Origin of the sequence: Cryobacterium sp. 10I5 (assembly GCF_035019865.1) — a bacterium.
Lineage (GTDB): Bacteria > Actinomycetota > Actinomycetes > Actinomycetales > Microbacteriaceae > Cryobacterium > Cryobacterium breve_A.
In genome coordinates this window covers 15,259-32,817 of the sequence record NZ_JASJVI010000041.1, presented here as the reverse complement: position 1 = coordinate 32,817, position 17,559 = coordinate 15,259, and the positions used below count along the sequence as shown (strand labels likewise).

Sequence of the window (17,559 nt, the reverse complement as noted above, 5' to 3'; positions counted from 1 at the left end):
GATGTGTATAAGAGACAGGTACACGATCGTGACGGGAGACACCATCAGCGGCATCGCGGCCGCACACGGCACCTCGGTCGCCGCCGTGCTGGGAGCCAACGGCCTCGACAAGGCCGGCATCATCTTTCCGGGCCAGTCTCTGTCGATTCCCTCCGGATCGGCGCCGGCCGGCTCGACCCCGACAGTAGCCGCCCCGGCGGCTGAGCTCGTCAGCGCGACGACCGCTGCGACCGGCGCACAGCACACGATCGCAGCCGGCGAAACCGTGTCCACGATCGCCGCGGCCGCGGGCGTCTCCGTCCGCGCGATCCTGAAGGCGAACAACCTCGGCTGGTCGAGCATCATCTACCCCGGCCAGCAGCTCTCGATCCCGGCGCCCGCAACGGATTCGGTCGCCGCGGCATCCGTCACGCCCCTGCCTGCACCCGCACCGGAGCCGGCCCCGACGGCCGTACTCGGGCGGGTCACCCCGCTCTCCGACGAGATGCGCGCCAACGCCCTGATCATCCTGACGACCGGGCGCGCTGCCGGCGTGAGCGACCAGGGACTCGTCGTCGCCCTCGTCGCCGCGGCCCAGGAGTCTGGGCTGCGGAACGTCCACTACGGGGACAGGGATTCACTCGGTCTCTTCCAGCAGCGCCCCGGCAAAGGCTGGGGGGCGCCTGACCAGGTGATGGACCCCGCCCGCGCAAGCCAGGCGTTCTTCGGCGGTGCCGGAAATCCGAACCCGGGGGTCACCCGCGGGCTGCTCGACATCCCCGGCTGGGAGGGGATGACCGTGACGCAGGCGGCCCAGGCGGTGCAACTTTCCGCCTACCCCGACTACTACGCGAAATGGGAGACCTCTGCCCGGGCCTGGCTCTCCGAGCTCGGCTGATCGCCCGTGCTTTGCGAGTGTCCGGCAGCAGATCTGCCCGCTTCTCCCTAGACTCGACTGGTGAGCGATAGTCCTGCCGATCCGATGATCGGCCGTCTGATAGACGGCCGATATCAGGTGCGCTCGCGGATCGCCCGCGGCGGAATGGCGACGGTCTACCTCGCCACCGACCTGCGCCTCGAACGCCGGGTGGCGCTCAAGGTGATGCACGGCCACCTCGCCGACGACAACGCCTTCAAGGCGAGGTTCGTGCAGGAGGCGCGCTCGGCCGCGCGTCTGGCCCACCCGAACGTCGTCAACGTCTACGACCAGGGCCAGGACGCCGACATGGCGTACCTCGTGATGGAGTACCTGCCGGGAATCACCCTGCGCGACCTGCTCAAGGACTACGGGCGCCTCACGAGCGAACAGACCATCGACATCCTCGAGGCTGTGCTGTCCGGCCTCGCCGCAGCGCACAAGGCCGGCATCGTGCACCGCGACCTGAAGCCCGAGAACGTGCTGCTCGCCGACGACGGACGGATCAAGATCGGCGACTTCGGGCTCGCCCGCGCCGCCAACAACAACACCGCGACCGGACAAGCTCTGCTCGGAACGATCGCCTACCTCTCCCCCGAACTCGTCACGCGCGGCATCGCCGATGCCCGCAGTGACATCTACGCCCTCGGGATCATGACTTACGAGATGCTCACCGGCGAACAGCCGTACGTCGGCGAGGCCCCGATGCAGATCGCCTACCAGCACGCCAACGACACGGTACCGATGCCGAGCCTGCGGGTCACGACCATCCCGCACGAGCTCGACGAGCTCGTCAGCTGGGCGACGGCGCGGGACCCCGAACAGCGCCCTCGGGACGCGAAGGTCATGCTCGACCAGCTTCTCGACGTCGAGAAGCAGATGCGCCCCTTCGAGGGCGACACCGGAGTGCAGCAGACCCTGCTGATGCCGAGCGGTGCGGCGGGCGCCATCGCCGACGCGGACACCATGATTTTCGGCGCCGCGGCGCCCGCGCCCGGTGCGACGGCCCTGCTGCCCGCGCCCGTCGTGAAGCCGCCGGCAGACGCCGAACTGCTCACCGAGAAGACCAGGCGCCGGGGGCGCCGCGGCTACTGGCTGTTCGCGCTCGTGCTCGTGCTCGCCGGCCTCGCCGCGGGTACCGGCTGGTACTTCGGCAGCGGACCCGGGTCTCAGGTCGAGGTTCCCTCGCTCGTCTCCGTCGCCCCCGATGCCGCCGCAGCCCAGCTCGCCGAGCTCGGACTCCAGTCCGCTCTCGCCCAGCAATACAGCGGCACGGTCGCGGCCGGACTCGTCGCGAGCACCGAGCCCGGCGAGGGCGGCCACGTGAAGAAGGGCAACGCGGTCACGCTCTACGTCTCGCAGGGACCGCAGCCGATCACGCTTCCTGTGCTCGCCGGTCTCAGCACGGATGCCGCGACCTCCGCCGTCACGGGGCTCAATGCCGCGATCGGCACGGTGGACCAGGTCTTCTCCGGCGAAGTCGCCGCCGGCACCGTCATGTCGGCGACGCGGGAGAGCGACGGCGGTGACGTCTCGCAGGGCGGGGGTTACTTCGAGGGCATGAAGGTCAACCTCGTCGCCTCGCTCGGCCCGGTGCCGGATGTCTCGGGCAAGTCGGTGAACACGGCGACGTCGCTGCTGAAGGACAAGGGCCTGCTCGCCACCACCGGCGACTCCGTCTACAGCGACACGATCGACGAGGGCGATGTCGTCAGAGCCGTTCCCCAGAAAGACGGCCCGGTCCGCGCGGGAGACACCTACGTGCTCACGACCTCCAAGGGCCCCGCCCCGATCCCGATTCCCAATGTCGTCGGCAAGCCCTGGAACGAAGGCAAGAAGATCCTGACGGATCTCGGCTTCAAGCTGAGCTACAACCTCGGGGCCGACGCGATCGCGCCGCTGCTGAACATCCTCTCCACGGACCCTGCGGCGGGAACGGCGGCACCGAAGGGCAGCACGATCGCCCTCAGGCCGACGAACCCCTTCGGCTAGGATCCCCCGCCGCCACCACTCGGCGCCGCGCGCCAGGCATGCTTGGCGCGAAACGGCGAAACCGGCGCGCCTCGGTGTGACGCAACCAGCAGCACCCGCTCACGGGGCGAGTGTCGCCGTTCGCGCCGACTGTCTCCGGTGGTACGACGACAATCGGCAACAACAACGACACTCGGCGAGTAGCCATGCACGCCCGACAGCCCAGGCCGAGCGCAGGCGCACGGCTTGCGCAGGCGCACGGCTGGCGCGGGCGCACGGCTGGCGCGGGCGCACGCGAGCGGTCACGCCCGCGGCATCCGCCCGCGCGGCGAGTATCGCCGGATACGCCGAGTGCCGCCGTTCTCCCGGGTACTCTCGGCGGGAACGGCGGCACTCGATGAGACCGCTGCGGATCAGCGGGCGGCGAGCTCCTCTGCGACGAGGAAGGCGAGCTCGAGGGACTGCATGTGGTTGAGCCGCGGGTCGCAGAGCGACTCGTAGCGGGTCGCCAGGTCTGCCTCGTCGATGTGCTCAGAGCCGCCGAGGCACTCGGTGACATCGTCGCCGGTGAGCTCGACGTGCACGCCGCCCGGGTGGGTTCCGACCGCACGGTGGGCCTCGAAGAACCCGCGCACCTCGTCGACGACGTCGTCGAAACGACGCGTCTTGTACCCGGTCGGCGTGGTAACGCCGTTGCCGTGCATCGGGTCGGTGATCCAGAGTGGGACGGCCTCGCTCGCCTTGATCGCCTCGAGGAGCGGCGGGAGCGCGTCGCGCACCTTGCCGGCTCCCATCCGGGTGATGAAGGTGAGGCGCCCGGGTTCGCGGTTCGGGTCGAGCTTGTCGACGAGACGGAGCATGTCGTCTGCCGAGGTGCTCGGGCCGAGCTTGACCCCGATCGGGTTGCGTACCCGGGACAGGAAGTCCACGTGGGCGCCGTCAAGGTCACGGGTGCGCTCGCCGATCCAGATGAAGTGCGCAGAGGTGTTGTACGGCGTTCCGGTGCGGGAGTCGATCCGGGTCATCGGGCGCTCGTAGTCCATCAGCAGGCCCTCGTGGCTCGTGTAGAACTCGGTGCGACGCATCGCCTCGAAGTCCGCACCGCACGCGATCATGAACTTGATGGCGCGGTCGATCTCCTTGGCCACCTTCTCGTAGCGCTGGTTGGCCGGGTTCGCGGCGAAGCCCTGGTTCCAGCTGTGCACCTGGCGCAGGTCGGCGAAACCGCCCTGGGTGAACGCCCGGATCAGGTTGAGCGTCGAGGCGGCCGTGTGGTACCCCTTGACCAGTCGGGCCGGGTCGGCCTCGCGGGACTCGGGGGTGAAGTCGTAGCCGTTGACGATGTCGCCGCGGTACGCAGGCAGGGTGACGCCGCCGCGGGTCTCGAAGTCGCTCGAGCGGGGCTTGGCGAACTGGCCGGCCATCCGGCCCATCTTGATCACGGGCATCGATGCGCCGTAGGTGAGCACGACGGCCATCTGCAGCACGGTCTTGACCCGGTTGCGGATCTGCTCTGCAGTCGCGCCGCTGAAGGTCTCAGCGCAGTCGCCGCCCTGGAGCAGGAAGGCATGTCCGGCGGCTGCCTGGGCGAGCCGGTCGCGCAGGATGTCGACCTCGCCCGCAAAGACCAGGGGCGGCTGCGTCGACAGTTCGGCGGATGCCGCGGCGACGGCGCCTGCGTCAGGCCACGTCGGCTGCTGCTTGATGGGAAGAGTGCGCCAATAGTCCAGACCGTTGATCACAGCTTCATCGGCCACAACGACGGGTTCGGTAGTGTCTACCACAGGACTATCTCTGTTTTCTCTTTGTTGGCGCGCGGAGTGCGCATCAGGGGACTGGACCGGTTCAAGCCGGGAAGGGACACGCGATCTTATCGCGAAAGACTGGCACGCTTTTCTTTGACGCTCGTGGCGTACACGTCGACGTACTCCTGCTTGCTGAGCGCCTGGAGCTCGTACATCAGCTCGTCCGTCACGCTGCGGAGCACGAACCGGTCGCCCTCGAGCCCTTCGAAGCGGCTGAAGTCGAGCGGCTTTCCGATCACGATCCCGATCCGGCGGATCTTCGGGATCCTCGTACCGGTCGGCATCGCCTTCTCGGTGTCGATCATCGCGACGGGAACGACGGGCACGCCGGCCTCGAGGAGCATCCGCGCGACCCCGGTGCGACCGCGGTACATCTTCGCGTCCGGGCTGCGGGTGCCCTCGGGGTAGATGCCGAGCACGCCGCCGCCGGAGAGGATCCGCAGGCCCGTGTTGAGGGAGTCCTCTGAGGCCTTACCGCCGGAGCGGTCGATCGGGAGCTGGCCGGTGGCCTTGAAAAACTGCTTCGTCGCCCAGCCCTTGAGTCCGGTGCCGGTGAAGTATTCGCTCTTGGCGAGGAAGACCACCCGGCGCGGGACCACGAGCGGCAGGAACACCGAGTCAATGAACGACAGGTGATTGCTCGCGAGGATGACTCCCCCGCTCTTGGGGATGTTCTCGAGGCCGATCACCCACGGCCGGAAGAGCCCAAGCAGGAGGGGTCCGACGACAATGTTTTTCATGATCCAGTAGAACATCGGTCGCTCTTTTCTTGCGTCGGGCACAGCCTAGATCGGGAAGACGTGCTTCCGCGCCAGGTCTGCGGCACCGACAACTCCGGCATCGTTGACGAGTTGGGCAATCGCGAATTCCGCCTCGGGGTGATAGCCCCGCGCCGGAAGGTTTTCAAGGTATGCGGTGCGGATCGGTTCGAGCAGCAGCTCGCCGGCGTCGGCGACTCCCCCGCCGAACACGAAGATCTGCGGGTCGAGCACGGCCGCAAGTGAGGCGCAGGCCTGGCCGAGCGCGTCGCCGAGCTGCCGGAGGGCCGCGAGTGCCCCCGGGTCGCCGTCCTGGATCAGGCGGCCGACGTCCTTGCCGCTGAGCTTGCCCTTGCGGGCACGGGCGGATGCGAGGGCGAGGCCGATCCCTCCGGCGTCCGCGAGTGAGTTGGCGATGCGGAGCAGGGCCCTGCCGGAGCCGTACTGCTCGATGCAGCCCTGGGCACCGCAGCCGCACGGAAGGCCGTCCGGCACGATGCGCAGGTGGCCGAGCTCTGCGCCGCAACCGAAGCCGCCGCGAAACAGGCGGTCGTTGGAGACGACGGCACCACCGACGCCGGTGCCGATGGTCAGGGTGACCATGTCGCTGTAGACCTGGCCCGCACCGAAGCAGAATTCGGCCCAGCCGGCCGCGTTCGCGTCGTTCTCGATCAGGATCGGGAGGTTGAGCCGCTCCTCGAGGGTCGCCCGGAGGGGTTCGTTGCGCCAGTTGATGTTGGGGGCGTAGTACACCGTGGACTGCGCGGAGTCGATGAAGCCGGCCGCTGCGACGCCCGCCGCGATGATGTCCTCCCCGACGGCGAGCTTCTGGATCATCTCGACGACGGCGTCTTCGATCGCCCGCGGGTCCCCTGCCGTTGTGGGCGTCCGCTCGGAACGGAGAATGGTGCCGAACTCGTCGACGAGGGCTCCAGCAATCTTCGTGCCGCCGATGTCGATTCCAATGGCGTGCACAGCCGGCCTCTTTCGTCGATAGTCTCGGGCATCCGCCCAGCTCAGCAGACATTTATGCTGAGGCGTCCCTCTAGAGTGTACTGAGCCGCGGCGCTGCGAGTCGAAACGACTGCTCCGCATGTCGCCCGGCTAGAGTGTGCACATCCGCCCGGTACCAGAGGAGTTGCCGTGAAACAGTTCGATATGCCCGCAGTCGTCCCAGCCGATCCCAGGGCGAACATCACCGACCTCCTCGTGGACCGCCTCGCAGCGACGCCGGATTCCGTGCTTTTCTCGGTTCCACGCGGCGCGGGCTGGGCCCCCGTGACCACGTCCGAATTCCACCGGCAGGTCGTCGGACTCGCCAAGGGGCTCGTCGCCGCAGGCATCGAGCCCGGCGACAAGATCGGCCTGATGTGCAAGACCCGGTACGAGTGGACCCTGATCGACTTCGCGACCTGGTTCGCCGGCGCAGTGCTGGTCCCGGTCTACGAGACCAGCTCGCCGACCCAGCTGCAGTGGATCCTCGGCGATTCCGGCGCCGTCGCCGTGATCCTCGAGACCGCGGACCACTTCGCCAAGTTCGACGAGGTGCACCCCGACCTCCCGGACATCGACACCGTCTGGCAGATCGACCTCGGCGACCTCGCGAAGATCGTCGCGGGAGGCGTGAACGTTCCGGATGCCGAGATCGAGCGCCGCCGCCGCCTCGCGACGGGCGCCGACATCGCGACCCTGATCTACACCGCAGGCACGACCGGCCGTCCGAAGGGCTGCGTGCTCACGCACTCGAATTTCGTCGAGACCTCCCGGAACGCGGGAGTCGCCCTGAGGGACGTCCTCACCCACGAGGACGGCGCATCCACGCTGCTCTTCATCACGACCGCGCATGTCTTCGCCCGGTTCATCGCCGTGCTCTGCGTGCACGGGAACGTGCGGGTCGGCCACCAGCCGGACACACGGCAGCTGCTGCCCGCACTGGCGACGTTCAAGCCGACCTTCCTGCTTGCGGTGCCGCGCGTCTTCGAGAAGGTCTACAACTCGGCCGAGCAAAAGGCAGAGGCCGCCGGCCGGGGCAAGATCTTCGAGTCCGCCGCGCACCTGGCCGTCAAGCACTCCAAGGCCCTCGCCGAGGGCACGCCGGTGAGCCTCTCGATGAAGATCCGGTTCGCCATCTTCGACCGGCTCGTCTACAGCAAGCTCCGCGCGGCCATGGGCGGAAAGGTGCGGTATGCCGTCTCCGGCTCCGCACCGCTCGGCGAGTTCCTCGGCCACTTCTACCACAGCCTCGGCATCAAGATCCTCGAGGGCTACGGCCTCACGGAGACCACGGCCCCTGCGACGGTCGGCCGCACCGAGCAGTTCAAGGTCGGCACCGTGGGCCCGCCCATTCCCGGCGTCTCCATCCGCATCCTGGACGACGGCGAGATCGCGGTGAAGGGTGTCAACGTCTTCAAGGAGTACTGGCACAACCCGGAGGCGACCCAGGCCGCCTTCGAGGACGGCTGGTTCCGTACCGGCGACATCGGTGACTTCGACGCGGACGGCTTCCTCACCATCACCGCCCGCAAGAAGGAGATCATCGTGACGGCCGGCGGCAAGAACGTCGCCCCCGCCGCACTCGAGGACCCGATCCGCTCCAACCCCCTCGTCGGCCAGGTCATCGTCGTCGGAGACCGCAAACCGTTCATCGCTGCGCTCGTCACCCTCGACCCCGACATGCTCGCGGTCTGGCTGCACAACAACGGCGAGGATGCCTCGATGTCGCTTGCCCAGGCGGCCGTCAACCCCGCGGTGCTCGCCGAGGTGCAGCGCGCCATCGACCACGCCAACGCCCACGTGTCCCGGGCGGAGTCGATCCGTAAATTCGTGATCCTCACCGTCGAGCTCACCGAGGGCAGCGGCTATCTCACGCCGAAGCTCAGCATCAAGCGCGATGTGATCATGCGGGACTTCGCCGCGACCATCCAGGGCATGTACCAGGGCGTTCCCGTCGTCACCGAGCAGAACCCGGTCGTGCGCTGACCCCTCTGCTGCCCCTGACGAATTCGACGGAGATTTTCATAGGAAAGCGCTTAAGAAGCGTTTTCCAGGCGGTGAAAGCCCAAAAACTCCGTCGAATTGGTTCAGCGTCGCTGGCGGGTCAGAACCAGTCCGACTCGCGGATCTCCTTCATGGCCGCCCGGCGGTTCTCCTTGTCGAGCTTGTCGATGTAGAGGAAACCGTCGAGGTGGTCGGTCTCGTGCTGCAGCGCCTGGGCCATCAGCCCGGAGCCTGCGAGCTCGACCGGCTCGCCGGCGAGGTCGATTCCGGTGACCCTCGCGAACGGGTAGCGCCTGGTGGGGTACCACAGACCCGGAACGGACAGGCAGCCCTCTTCGACGAGGGCGGGTTCCCCGGAGACCTCGACGACCACGGGGTTCAGGATGTACCCGATCACACCGTCGACGTTGTAGCTGAAGGCGCGCAGGCCCACGCCGATCTGGGCCGCAGCGACGCCCGCGCGGCCCGGCAGGCGCACGCTGTCGAGGAGATCGACGACGAGCCGGGTGACCCGGTCGTCGATGGACTCGATCGGCGCGGAAACGGTCTTCAGCACGGGATCTCCGAAGAGACGGATCTGGCGCTCAGGCACAGGAAAACTCCAAGTCAGTTGGTGCGGGCAGGACGGTGGATCGGGTGCGTTTCACACGCCGCGGTGCGCGGGAAGGCCCTCGACCACGAGAGCGGCGAGGGTGCGGGCGGCCAGCCGGGTGATCGGCTTGAGGTCCTCCCAGGAGATCACGCTCCCCGCCGCCAGCTGCGGGTCATAGGGGATGCGCACGATCTCGCGGACCCTCGACCGGAAGTGCGACTCGATCTCCTCGAGTTTCACGAGGTTGGTGCCCTGGGTGGCGGTGTTGAGCGCGACGATCGAATTGCGGACGAGGTCGCCGTAGCCGTTGGCGTCGAGCCAGGTGAGCGTCTCAGAGGCGAGGCGGGCTTCGTCGACGCTTCCTCCGGAGACGATCACGATCGAGTCCGCACGCTGCAGGGTCGCACGCATCACCGAGTGCACGATCCCGGTGCCGCAATCGGTGAGCATGATCGAGTAGTACCGGGCCGCGAGGTCGGCGACGACGTTGTAGTCGTCCTCATCGAAAGCCTCGGACAGGAGCGGGTCGGTGTCGGAGGCGAGGATGTCGAGCCTGGTCGCGTCCCGGGAGACGAGCGAGGAGAAGTCGGTGAAGCCGCCGATGGACGCGGCCTTCGTGACGACGTCCCGCACGGTCGACCTGGTCTGCTTGCTGACCCGTTCGGAGAGGGTGCCGCGGTCGGGGTTGGCATCGACGGCGATGATGCGGTCCTCGCGTGCGTCGGCGAGGGCCATGCCGAGCAGCGCAGTGACGGTGGTCTTGCCGACACCGCCCTTGCGGGTCAGGATCGGCACGAACCGGGTGCCGCCGTCGAACTCCTTGCGGATCAGGCCGTCCATGTGCTTGTGGGCGCGGACCTTCGCCGAGTCGCCGAGGTTCACGAGGTGCAGCGTCGCGGCGTAGACGAAGGCGTTCCAGCCGCCGTGCGGCGGCGGCTGGGTGCGGCGGTTGACCGCGAGCAGGCGTTCCGAGGTGAGCATGGCCGCCGATTCGGGCACGACGGCGCCGTCCGGGCGCAGACGCTCCCTGCGGGACTGCGCTGCGGCATCCGCCTGCCCGGGCTGCGACGGGCCGGACAGTGACTGCACGGCCCCCGCTGCGGTCGCACCGAGGCGGTCAGCCCGGTCGGCGCCGTCGTTCCGGTCGGCGCGGTTGTTCCGGGCGGCCCTGTCACCGGCGGCGACCCGGATGCCCGGCCCGGTGTTGATCTCGATGGTGTGCGTCGCGGGGCGGGCGGTATCGCTTACGCCGGCGAGGCCGCCACTCCCGATCGCCGCAGGCGTGGGGTTCGCGGCCGCGAGCCCTGCCGGGAGTGCCGCGGCAAGATTGTCGATCGTGTGCGGCGGCAGCTCGCTGTTGTACTCGTCACCGGGCTGCGCGTCTCCGCCGCCCGTCGAAGAGATTCCGGTGTCCGTGCGCTTTTCCGGCACCACAGTCCGTCCCTTCGTTGTGAAAAATCGGCCCGGCCTGGGCCCCCGGCCGGCCGGCGCCACCGTGGGCGCCGACCGATCGACCTTCAGCCTAGCGCGGGCGCACAACCACGAGCAGGTCGCCTGCGTCCACCTGCTGCGTCTTGGGGATCGCCACCCGCTCGACGATGCCGGCGATCGGGGAGGTGATCGCGGCCTCCATCTTCATGGCTTCGATGGATGCGACACTCTGGCCGGCCTCAACGGTCGCGCCTTCCTCGACCTGCAGGGTGACCACCCCGGAGAAGGGAGCCGCGACCTGGCCCGGACGGTTCGCATCCGCCTTCTCGGCGGCCTTGGTGCTCACGGTGATGCCGCGGTCCCGCACGAACACGGGGCGCAGCTGGCCGTTGAGCGTGGTCATGACGGTGCGCAGGCCCTTGTCGTCCGCCTCGCCGATCGCCTCGAGTCCGACGTAGAGGCGAACGCCCTTGTCGATCTCGACCGAGTGCTCGATGCCCTGCTGCAGCCCGTTGAGATAGTCGACGGTGTCGACGACGGAGAGGTCGCCGAACAACTCCCGGATCTGCTCGAACTGGCGGGTCGGGCCGGGGAAGAGCAGCTGGTTGAGCATCGAGCGACGGGTCAGGCTGTCGCCGTCGAGCGCCTCGCGCTCCGGAGCGGTCAGCTCGGTGACGCCGATGTGGATGCTGCGACCGGCGAGGACCTTGCTGCGGAAGGGCTCCGGCCAGCCGCCGGGCAGGTCGCCCAGTTCGCCGGCCATGAAGCCGATCACCGAGTCCGGCACGTCGTAGTTGCCCGGGTTCGCGGCGAAGTCCTCCGGGTCGGCGCGGACGGCGGCGAGGTAGAGGGCGAGGTCGCCGACGACCTTCGACGACGGGGTGACCTTCGGTACCCGGCCGAGGATCTGGTTCGCGGCGGCGTACATGTCCTCGATGAGCTCGAAGTCGTCGGCAAGGCCGAGGGCGACGGCCTGAGTGCGGAGGTTGGAGAGCTGGCCTCCGGGGATCTCGTGGCTGTAGACCCGCCCGGTCGGGGCGCGGAGGCCCGATTCGAAGGGGTGGTAGACGCGGCGCACGTCTTCCCAGTACGGTTCGAGGTCGCAGACGGCCTTGAGCGAGATGCCGGTGTCGCGTTCGGTGTGCGCGAGCGCGGCGACGAGCGACGACGCAGAGGGCTGGCTCGTGGTGCCGGCCATCGGTGCGCTCGCGACGTCGACGGCGTCGGCCCCGGCCCGCGCGGCGGCGAGCAGGGTCGCGAGCTGGCCGCCGGGAGTGTCGTGGGTGTGGACGTGCACGGGGAGCGCGAAGCGCTCGCGGAGCGCGCCGACGAGCTTCTCGGCGGCGGCGGGGCGAAGCAGCCCGGCCATGTCCTTGATCGCGATGATGTGCGCGCCGGTGTCGACGATCTGCTCCGCGAGGCGCAGGTAGTAGTCGAGCGTGTACAGGTCTTCAGCGGGGTCGAGCAGGTCGCCCGTGTAGCAGAGTGCCACCTCGGCGATGCTCGTTCCGGTGCCGAGGACGGCGTCGATCGCCGGGCGCATCTGCGAGACGTCGTTGAGGGCGTCGAAGATGCGGAAGATGTCGACGCCCGTGTCGGAGGCCTCACGCACGAAGGCGTCGGTGACCTCGGTCGGGTACGGCGTGTAGCCGACCGTGTTACGGCCGCGGAGCAGCATCTGAACGTTGATGTTGGGGAGCGCGGCCCGCAGGGCGGCGAGCCGTTCCCACGGATCCTCACCGAGGAAGCGGAGCGCGACGTCGTAGGTCGCGCCTCCCCAGGCCTCGATCGAGAGGAGCTCCGGCGTCATCCGGGCGACATAGGGCGCCACGGCGACGAGGTCCCTCGTGCGGACCCGGGTTGCCAGGAGGGACTGGTGGGCGTCGCGGAACGTGGTGTCCGTCACGGCGAGTGCGGTCTGGGCGCGGAGTTCCGCAGCGAAACCTGCCGGGCCGAGCAACTGCAGCCGCTGGCGGGAGCCTGCAGGGGCCGGGATGCTGAGGTCGAGCTTCGGCAGCTTCTCCGCCGGGTTCAGCAGCGTGATCGGGACCCCGTTGGGCTTGTTGACGGTGACGTCCGCGAGCCAGTTCAGGATCTTGGTTCCGCGGTCCTTCGACACGCGGGCGCGGAGCAGCTCCGGCCGCTCGTCGATGAAGGAGGTGCTGAGGTCCCCGGCCGCGAAGCCCGGGTCTTCGAGGACGGCCTGCAGGAAGGCGACGTTCGTGGAGACGCCGCGGATGCGGAACTCGGCAAGCGCCCGCTTGGAGCGCGTGACGGCCGCGGTGAAGTCGCGACCGCGGCAGGTGAGCTTCGCGAGCATCGAGTCGAAGTGCGGGCTGATCTGCGCGCCGGGGTTGATGGTTCCACCGTCGAGGCGGATGCCTGCCCCACCGGGTGAGCGGTACGTCGTGATCTTCCCGGTGTCCGGCCGGAAGCCCATCGTGGGGTCTTCCGTGGTGATGCGGCACTGGAGTGCCGCGCCGCGCAGGTGGATCTGGTCCTGCAGCAACCCGAGTTCCGCGAGGGTCTCCCCCGCGGCGATGCGGATCTGGGCGACGACGAGGTCGACGTCCGTGACCTCTTCCGTCACGGTGTGCTCGACCTGGATCCGCGGGTTCATCTCGATGAAGACGTGCTGGCCGGCACGCTCCCCCACGGTGTCGAGCAGGAACTCGACGGTGCCCGCGTTGACGTAGCCGATGGAGCGGGCGAACGCGACGGCGTCCGCATAGAGACGGGTACGGATCTCATCGCTGAGGTTCGGGGCCGGCGCGATCTCGATGACCTTCTGGTGGCGGCGCTGCACGGAGCAGTCCCGTTCGAAGAGGTGCACGGTTTCGCCGGTCGAGTCAGCAAGGATCTGCACCTCGATGTGCCGGGGACGGAGCACGGCCTGCTCGAGGAACATCGTCGAGTCGCCGAATGCGCTGTTGGCCTCGCGCATGGCCTCCTCGAGGGAGCCACGCAGGTCCTCCATGCTCGCGACGCGGCGCATGCCACGGCCGCCGCCGCCGGCGACGGCCTTGGCGAAGATCGGGAAGCCGATATCGGCGGCCGCGGCCATGAGCTCGTCGAGGTCCTTCGAGGGCGCGCTCGACTTGAGCACAGGCACGCCCGCGGCGATCGCGTGCTCCTTGGCGGTGACCTTGTTTCCGGCCATTTCGAGCACGTGCTCGCCGGGGCCGATGAAGGTGATGCCGGCCTCGCGGGCGGCGAGTGCGAGCTCGGGGTTCTCGGAAAGGAAGCCGTAGCCGGGGTAAATGGCGTCGGCGCCGCTCTCGACGGCCACCCGGATGATCTCGCTCACGGTCAGGTATGCCCTGACCGGGTGCCCGGGTTCGCCGATCTGGTACGCCTCGTCTGCCTTCAGGCGATGCAGCGAATTCCGGTCTTCGAACGGATAGACGGCGACGGTTTTCGCGCCGAGTTCATACGCTGCACGAAACGCGCGAATCGCGATTTCTCCGCGGTTGGCAACAAGAATCTTCGTGAACATACAGACCTTTCAGGAGGCGACGGGCACACAGCTGGCGGTTAGGTTCTCTAAGACTAGTGAAGGTAACGTATCTACTTGTGCACGTACTAAGCGTTAGCTCCCTCAAGGGAGGAGTAGGCAAGACCACAGTGACCCTGGGTCTGGCGTCTGCTGCCTTCGCCCGCGGCGTACGGACCCTGGTCGTCGATATCGACCCGCAATCGGATGTCTCGACCGGCATGGACATCGAGGTCGCCGGCCACCTGAACATCGCCGACGTGCTCGCCTCCCCCAAAGAAAAGATCGTTCGCGCCGCCATCGTGCCGAGCGGCTGGACCCGTGGCCAGCAGGGCACGATCGACGTCATGATCGGCAGCCCGTCCGCCATCAACTTCGACGGGCCGCACCCGAGCATCCGCGACATCTGGAAGCTCGAGGAAGCCCTGTCCACGGTCGAGAAAGACTACGACCTGGTGCTGATCGACTGCGCACCCTCCCTCAACGCCCTGACCCGCACGGCGTGGGCGGCGAGCGACCGCGTCGCCGTCGTCACCGAGCCCGGCCTGTTCTCGGTCGCCGCCGCCGACCGCGCCCTGCGCGCGATCGAGGAGATCCGCCGCGGACTCAGCCCCCGCCTCCAGCCGCTCGGCATCATCGTGAACCGTGCCAGGATCGCCTCCCTCGAGCACCAGTTCCGGATCAAGGAACTGCGCGACATGTTCGGCCCGCTCGTACTCAGCCCCCAGCTGCCGGAGCGCACGTCCCTCCAGCAGGCGCAGGGCGCCGCGAAGCCGCTGCACACCTGGCCGGGCGACAGCGCGCAGGAGATGGCGCGTTACTTCGACCAGCTGCTCGACCGCATCCTGCGCACCGCGCGCATCGGCGAGTACGCCGAGCAGCGCTGACCGCTCCCCCAGTCGGGGGCGCATGCTCGCGCTCGATTGCGGTCAAACACCTTCCCAGGCGGGATGACGGTGTCTTGTCCGCAACTCGCTCGCGGGCGACGCGAGAAGGCGGATGCCCTTCCGGCGGGCCAGTCCTGCCGGCAAGCCAGTCGTGCTGGCGCGCCGGTCCTGCTGGAGGGTTAGGAGACCTTGCGGGACAGCCGGCGGAGGGCGAGTTCGTCTGACGGGTCTGAAGGCTGCGAGTCGAGCTCGACGAGGGTGGTCTCGACCTCGCGCAGGACCTTGCCCACGGCGATTCCGAAGACGCCCTGGCCGCGGCTGACGAGATCGATGACCTCGTCGTTGGAGGTGCAGAGATAGACGCTCGCGCCGTCGCTCATGAGCGTCGTCTGGGCGAGGTCGCTGACCCCGGACTCGCGGAGCTGATTGACGGCCGTGCGGATCTGCTGGAGCGAGATGCCGGTGTCGAGGAGGCGCTTGACGAGCTTGAGGACGAGGATGTCGCGAAAGCCGTAGAGCCGCTGGGTGCCGGATCCGGTCGCACCGCGCACCGTGGGCTCGACCAGTTCGGTGCGGGCCCAGTAGTCGAGCTGGCGGTAGGTGATTCCTGCGGCACGGGCGGCGACGGCGCCACGGTACCCGGAATTCTCGTCGAGGTCCGGCATGCCGTCGGTGAACAGGAGTCCGTCACCGTAGCGCGAGGCGTCGTCACGCTTGCTGAGCTCGCTCATACGATCGCCTCTCGGAATGGGTGCGGCGCGAACCGCATGTGCAACGCTACCGAGGTACTGGACCCAGGCCCGGACATCCGACCGAACACCTCGGCGTGTCGTGCGACTGGTGTCGGTGGGGTTCGTCCGGGTTGGATTCGGTCCGGCGGCGCTTCTGGCAGTCTACGACTAACTGGTGAGTCGGCCGAGCGCAGATCGGATCAGGCTGCCCCGGATGACCTCGAAATTGCCGGCGATCTCGACGGCCATTTCGGCGGCCTTCGCCCGGCTCGACGCGTCCCTGCGCCGGGACAGCGGCACGAGGGCACTCTCGATCAGCCCCAGTTCGCGCTCTGCCGCACCGCGGAAGCCGCGCAGGTGCCTCGGTTCGATCCCGCTGTGCTGAAGGTCGACAAGGGCGCGCAGGACTCCGAGCGCGTCGTCGCCGTAGACATCCGCCGGAAGGATGATCGATGCGGAGACCGCGTCGTGCAGCAGGGCGGCGGATGCCCCGGCCTCGCGGATGAGTTCGTCCCGGCTGAGGCGTCGCTCGGTCGACAGCATCGACGGACCCGGTGTCACTCCGCCGGGCAACGTCGGCGAATTGCCGGCGTCGAGGTCGTCGAGGTAACCGCGGATGACTTTGAGCGGAAGGTACAGGTCGCGTTGCATCGACAGGATCAGGCGGAGCCGGTCGAGGTCGCTCGCGCAGAACTTGCGGTAGCCGGATTCGGTGCGCGCGGGAGAGACGAGCCGCTGCTCCTCGAGGAAGCGCAGCTTCGACGGGGTGAGGTCGGGGAAATCCGGGGTCAGGCGAGCGAGCACCTGTCCGATGCTGAGCAGCGACGTCGCACCCGGCTGCCTTGCCTGGGCGGAGGACGCAGCCACTACTCGCTCGCCTGTGGCGCCAGGTCGAGTCGCGAGGCGTAGAACGTGAGCCGGAACTTCCCGACCTGGACTTCATCCCTGTCGTGGAGCGCTGCGGTTTCGATGCGCACTCCCTCGAAATAGGTGCCGTTCAGGGAGACGAGGTCCTTGACCTCGAACGAGGTTCCGTGGCGGAGGAACTCGGCATGGCGGCGGGACACGGTCACGTCGTCGAGGAAGATGTCCGCGTGCGGGTGCCGACCGACGGTCGTCACATCCGCGTCGAGCAGAAAGCGCGCTCCCGAGTTGGGACCGCGACGAACGACGAGAAGAGCAGACCCGGAGGGGAGGGCCGAAATGGCTTCCTGTTCCTCGGCCGTCACGTCATTGTCGACGGCGGCGAGCTGGGCCGCGAAGCCCTGGCTGAACGTCATCGTCGTGTCGGTGCCGGAATATTCTTCGGGCGCGGCCTTACGCTGGCTCTCATCTGGCTTTTTGGAATCAATCACCGGTACACCTCCTACCTTTCAATCGTATCCGATCGAATGGGCGCTATGACCCGCGGAAGCCGAATCACCCGGGCAGTCTGGACGGCGTAGACGATTCCGGCCCACCAATACAGGAATGCGCCCCAGATTCCGAAGGCCCAGCCGATCGGAAGGGACCACCAGCCGAGCATCGGGAACGCCTGGCCGAGCATGACGAGCGGCAGGGCATAGAAGAGGCAGAAGGTCGCGGCCTTGCCGAGCAGGTTGACCGGGAGCGGACCGTAGCCGTGGTTCGCGAGGACGATCCCGAGGCCGAGCAGGAACACGTCCCTGCCGATCACGATGAGGACGATCCACCAGGGCACGAGGTCACGCCAGGCCAGGCCGAGGAGGGCCGCGAAAATGTAGAGCCGGTCGGCCGCGGGGTCGAGCAGCTGGCCGAGCCGGGTGATCTGGTTGAAGCGCCGCGCGATCACGCCGTCGAGGTAGTCGGTGAGGCTCGCGACGAGGAGCACGAGGAGGGCCCAGGCATCGGCGCCGCGAACGAGGAGCACGAGGAAGACCGGGACGAGGGCGAGCCGGAGGGCGCTCAGCAGGTTGGGCAGGGTCAGAACCCTGGAACTGATGATGGGTACTTCCGCCCCTGCCATTGTGCGAGTCTATCG

The 17,559-nt window shown here is 68.2% G+C and carries 14 protein-coding genes; 4 read left to right on the top strand and 10 right to left on the bottom strand.

Annotation, left to right across the window (positions count from 1 at the left end):
- Both QN350_RS11595 and pknB read left to right on the top strand, forming a co-directional pair.
- On the top strand, nucleotides 1-877 hold an 877-nt coding region (locus tag QN350_RS11595), incomplete at its 5' end, for a LysM peptidoglycan-binding domain-containing protein (RefSeq protein WP_323516404.1).
- 60 nt (nucleotides 878-937) lie between these two features.
- Nucleotides 938-2,887 (top strand): Stk1 family PASTA domain-containing Ser/Thr kinase, encoded by a 1,950-nt coding sequence (gene pknB, locus QN350_RS11590; RefSeq protein WP_322139670.1) that lies wholly within the window; start codon nucleotides 938-940, stop codon nucleotides 2,885-2,887.
- Nucleotides 2,888-3,279: 392 nt separating this feature from the next.
- Here the strand turns inward: pknB and QN350_RS11585 are convergent, their stop codons facing one another.
- The 3 genes from QN350_RS11585 to QN350_RS11575 form a co-directional block, all read right to left on the bottom strand.
- Nucleotides 3,280-4,650 carry a class II 3-deoxy-7-phosphoheptulonate synthase gene (locus tag QN350_RS11585; RefSeq protein WP_416173035.1) on the bottom strand — a complete coding sequence of 457 codons (1,371 nt, stop codon included), beginning with the start codon at nucleotides 4,648-4,650 and terminating at the stop codon, nucleotides 3,280-3,282.
- 86 nt (nucleotides 4,651-4,736) lie between these two features.
- Nucleotides 4,737-5,426: a lysophospholipid acyltransferase family protein gene (locus QN350_RS11580; RefSeq protein ID WP_322139669.1), complete on the bottom strand. Its 690-nt coding sequence runs from the start codon at nucleotides 5,424-5,426 to the stop codon at nucleotides 4,737-4,739.
- Between the two features lie 30 nt (nucleotides 5,427-5,456).
- Nucleotides 5,457-6,404: an ROK family glucokinase gene (locus QN350_RS11575; protein WP_322139668.1), complete on the bottom strand. Its 948-nt coding sequence runs from the start codon at nucleotides 6,402-6,404 to the stop codon at nucleotides 5,457-5,459.
- Nucleotides 6,405-6,572: 168 nt separating this feature from the next.
- On the opposite strand from QN350_RS11575, the gene QN350_RS11570 reads away from it, so the two are divergent.
- The gene (locus QN350_RS11570; protein WP_322139667.1) at nucleotides 6,573-8,408 is read left to right on the top strand and encodes an AMP-dependent synthetase/ligase; all 1,836 of its coding nucleotides are present in this window, start codon (nucleotides 6,573-6,575) and stop codon (nucleotides 8,406-8,408) included.
- Between the two features lie 118 nt (nucleotides 8,409-8,526).
- Here the strand turns inward: QN350_RS11570 and def are convergent, their stop codons facing one another.
- The 3 genes from def to QN350_RS11555 form a co-directional block, all read right to left on the bottom strand.
- Nucleotides 8,527-9,018, bottom strand: a complete 492-nt coding sequence (def, locus tag QN350_RS11565; RefSeq protein WP_281534766.1) for a peptide deformylase — start codon at nucleotides 9,016-9,018, stop codon at nucleotides 8,527-8,529.
- Between the two features lie 51 nt (nucleotides 9,019-9,069).
- Entirely contained in the window at nucleotides 9,070-10,452 is a 1,383-nt protein-coding gene (locus QN350_RS11560) for a MinD/ParA family protein (RefSeq protein WP_322139666.1), read from the bottom strand.
- A gap of 88 nt (nucleotides 10,453-10,540) precedes the next feature.
- Nucleotides 10,541-13,945 carry a pyruvate carboxylase gene (locus QN350_RS11555; protein WP_323516402.1) on the bottom strand — a complete coding sequence of 1,135 codons (3,405 nt, stop codon included), beginning with the start codon at nucleotides 13,943-13,945 and terminating at the stop codon, nucleotides 10,541-10,543.
- Nucleotides 13,946-14,022: 77 nt separating this feature from the next.
- Between QN350_RS11555 and QN350_RS11550 the strand changes: the two genes are divergently transcribed.
- Nucleotides 14,023-14,829, top strand: a complete 807-nt coding sequence (locus QN350_RS11550; protein WP_134446112.1) for a ParA family protein — start codon at nucleotides 14,023-14,025, stop codon at nucleotides 14,827-14,829.
- Nucleotides 14,830-15,008: 179 nt separating this feature from the next.
- Here QN350_RS11550 and QN350_RS11545 read toward each other — a convergent pair whose 3' ends face one another.
- From QN350_RS11545 to QN350_RS11530, 4 genes are all read right to left on the bottom strand, one after another.
- Nucleotides 15,009-15,560, bottom strand: coding sequence for a MerR family transcriptional regulator (locus tag QN350_RS11545; RefSeq protein WP_322139664.1), 552 nt, complete (start codon nucleotides 15,558-15,560; stop codon nucleotides 15,009-15,011).
- A 168-nt stretch (nucleotides 15,561-15,728) separates the two neighbouring features.
- Nucleotides 15,729-16,427, bottom strand: coding sequence for a MerR family transcriptional regulator (locus tag QN350_RS11540; RefSeq protein WP_281534764.1), 699 nt, complete (start codon nucleotides 16,425-16,427; stop codon nucleotides 15,729-15,731).
- The gene (locus QN350_RS11535; RefSeq protein ID WP_134446136.1) at nucleotides 16,427-16,840 is read right to left on the bottom strand and encodes an FHA domain-containing protein; all 414 of its coding nucleotides are present in this window, start codon (nucleotides 16,838-16,840) and stop codon (nucleotides 16,427-16,429) included. Before QN350_RS11535 ends, QN350_RS11540 begins: the two co-directional genes overlap by 1 nt.
- An 86-nt stretch (nucleotides 16,841-16,926) precedes the next feature.
- Nucleotides 16,927-17,544: a CDP-alcohol phosphatidyltransferase family protein gene (locus QN350_RS11530; protein WP_322139663.1), complete on the bottom strand. Its 618-nt coding sequence runs from the start codon at nucleotides 17,542-17,544 to the stop codon at nucleotides 16,927-16,929.
- Nucleotides 17,545-17,559 lie beyond the last annotated feature (15 nt).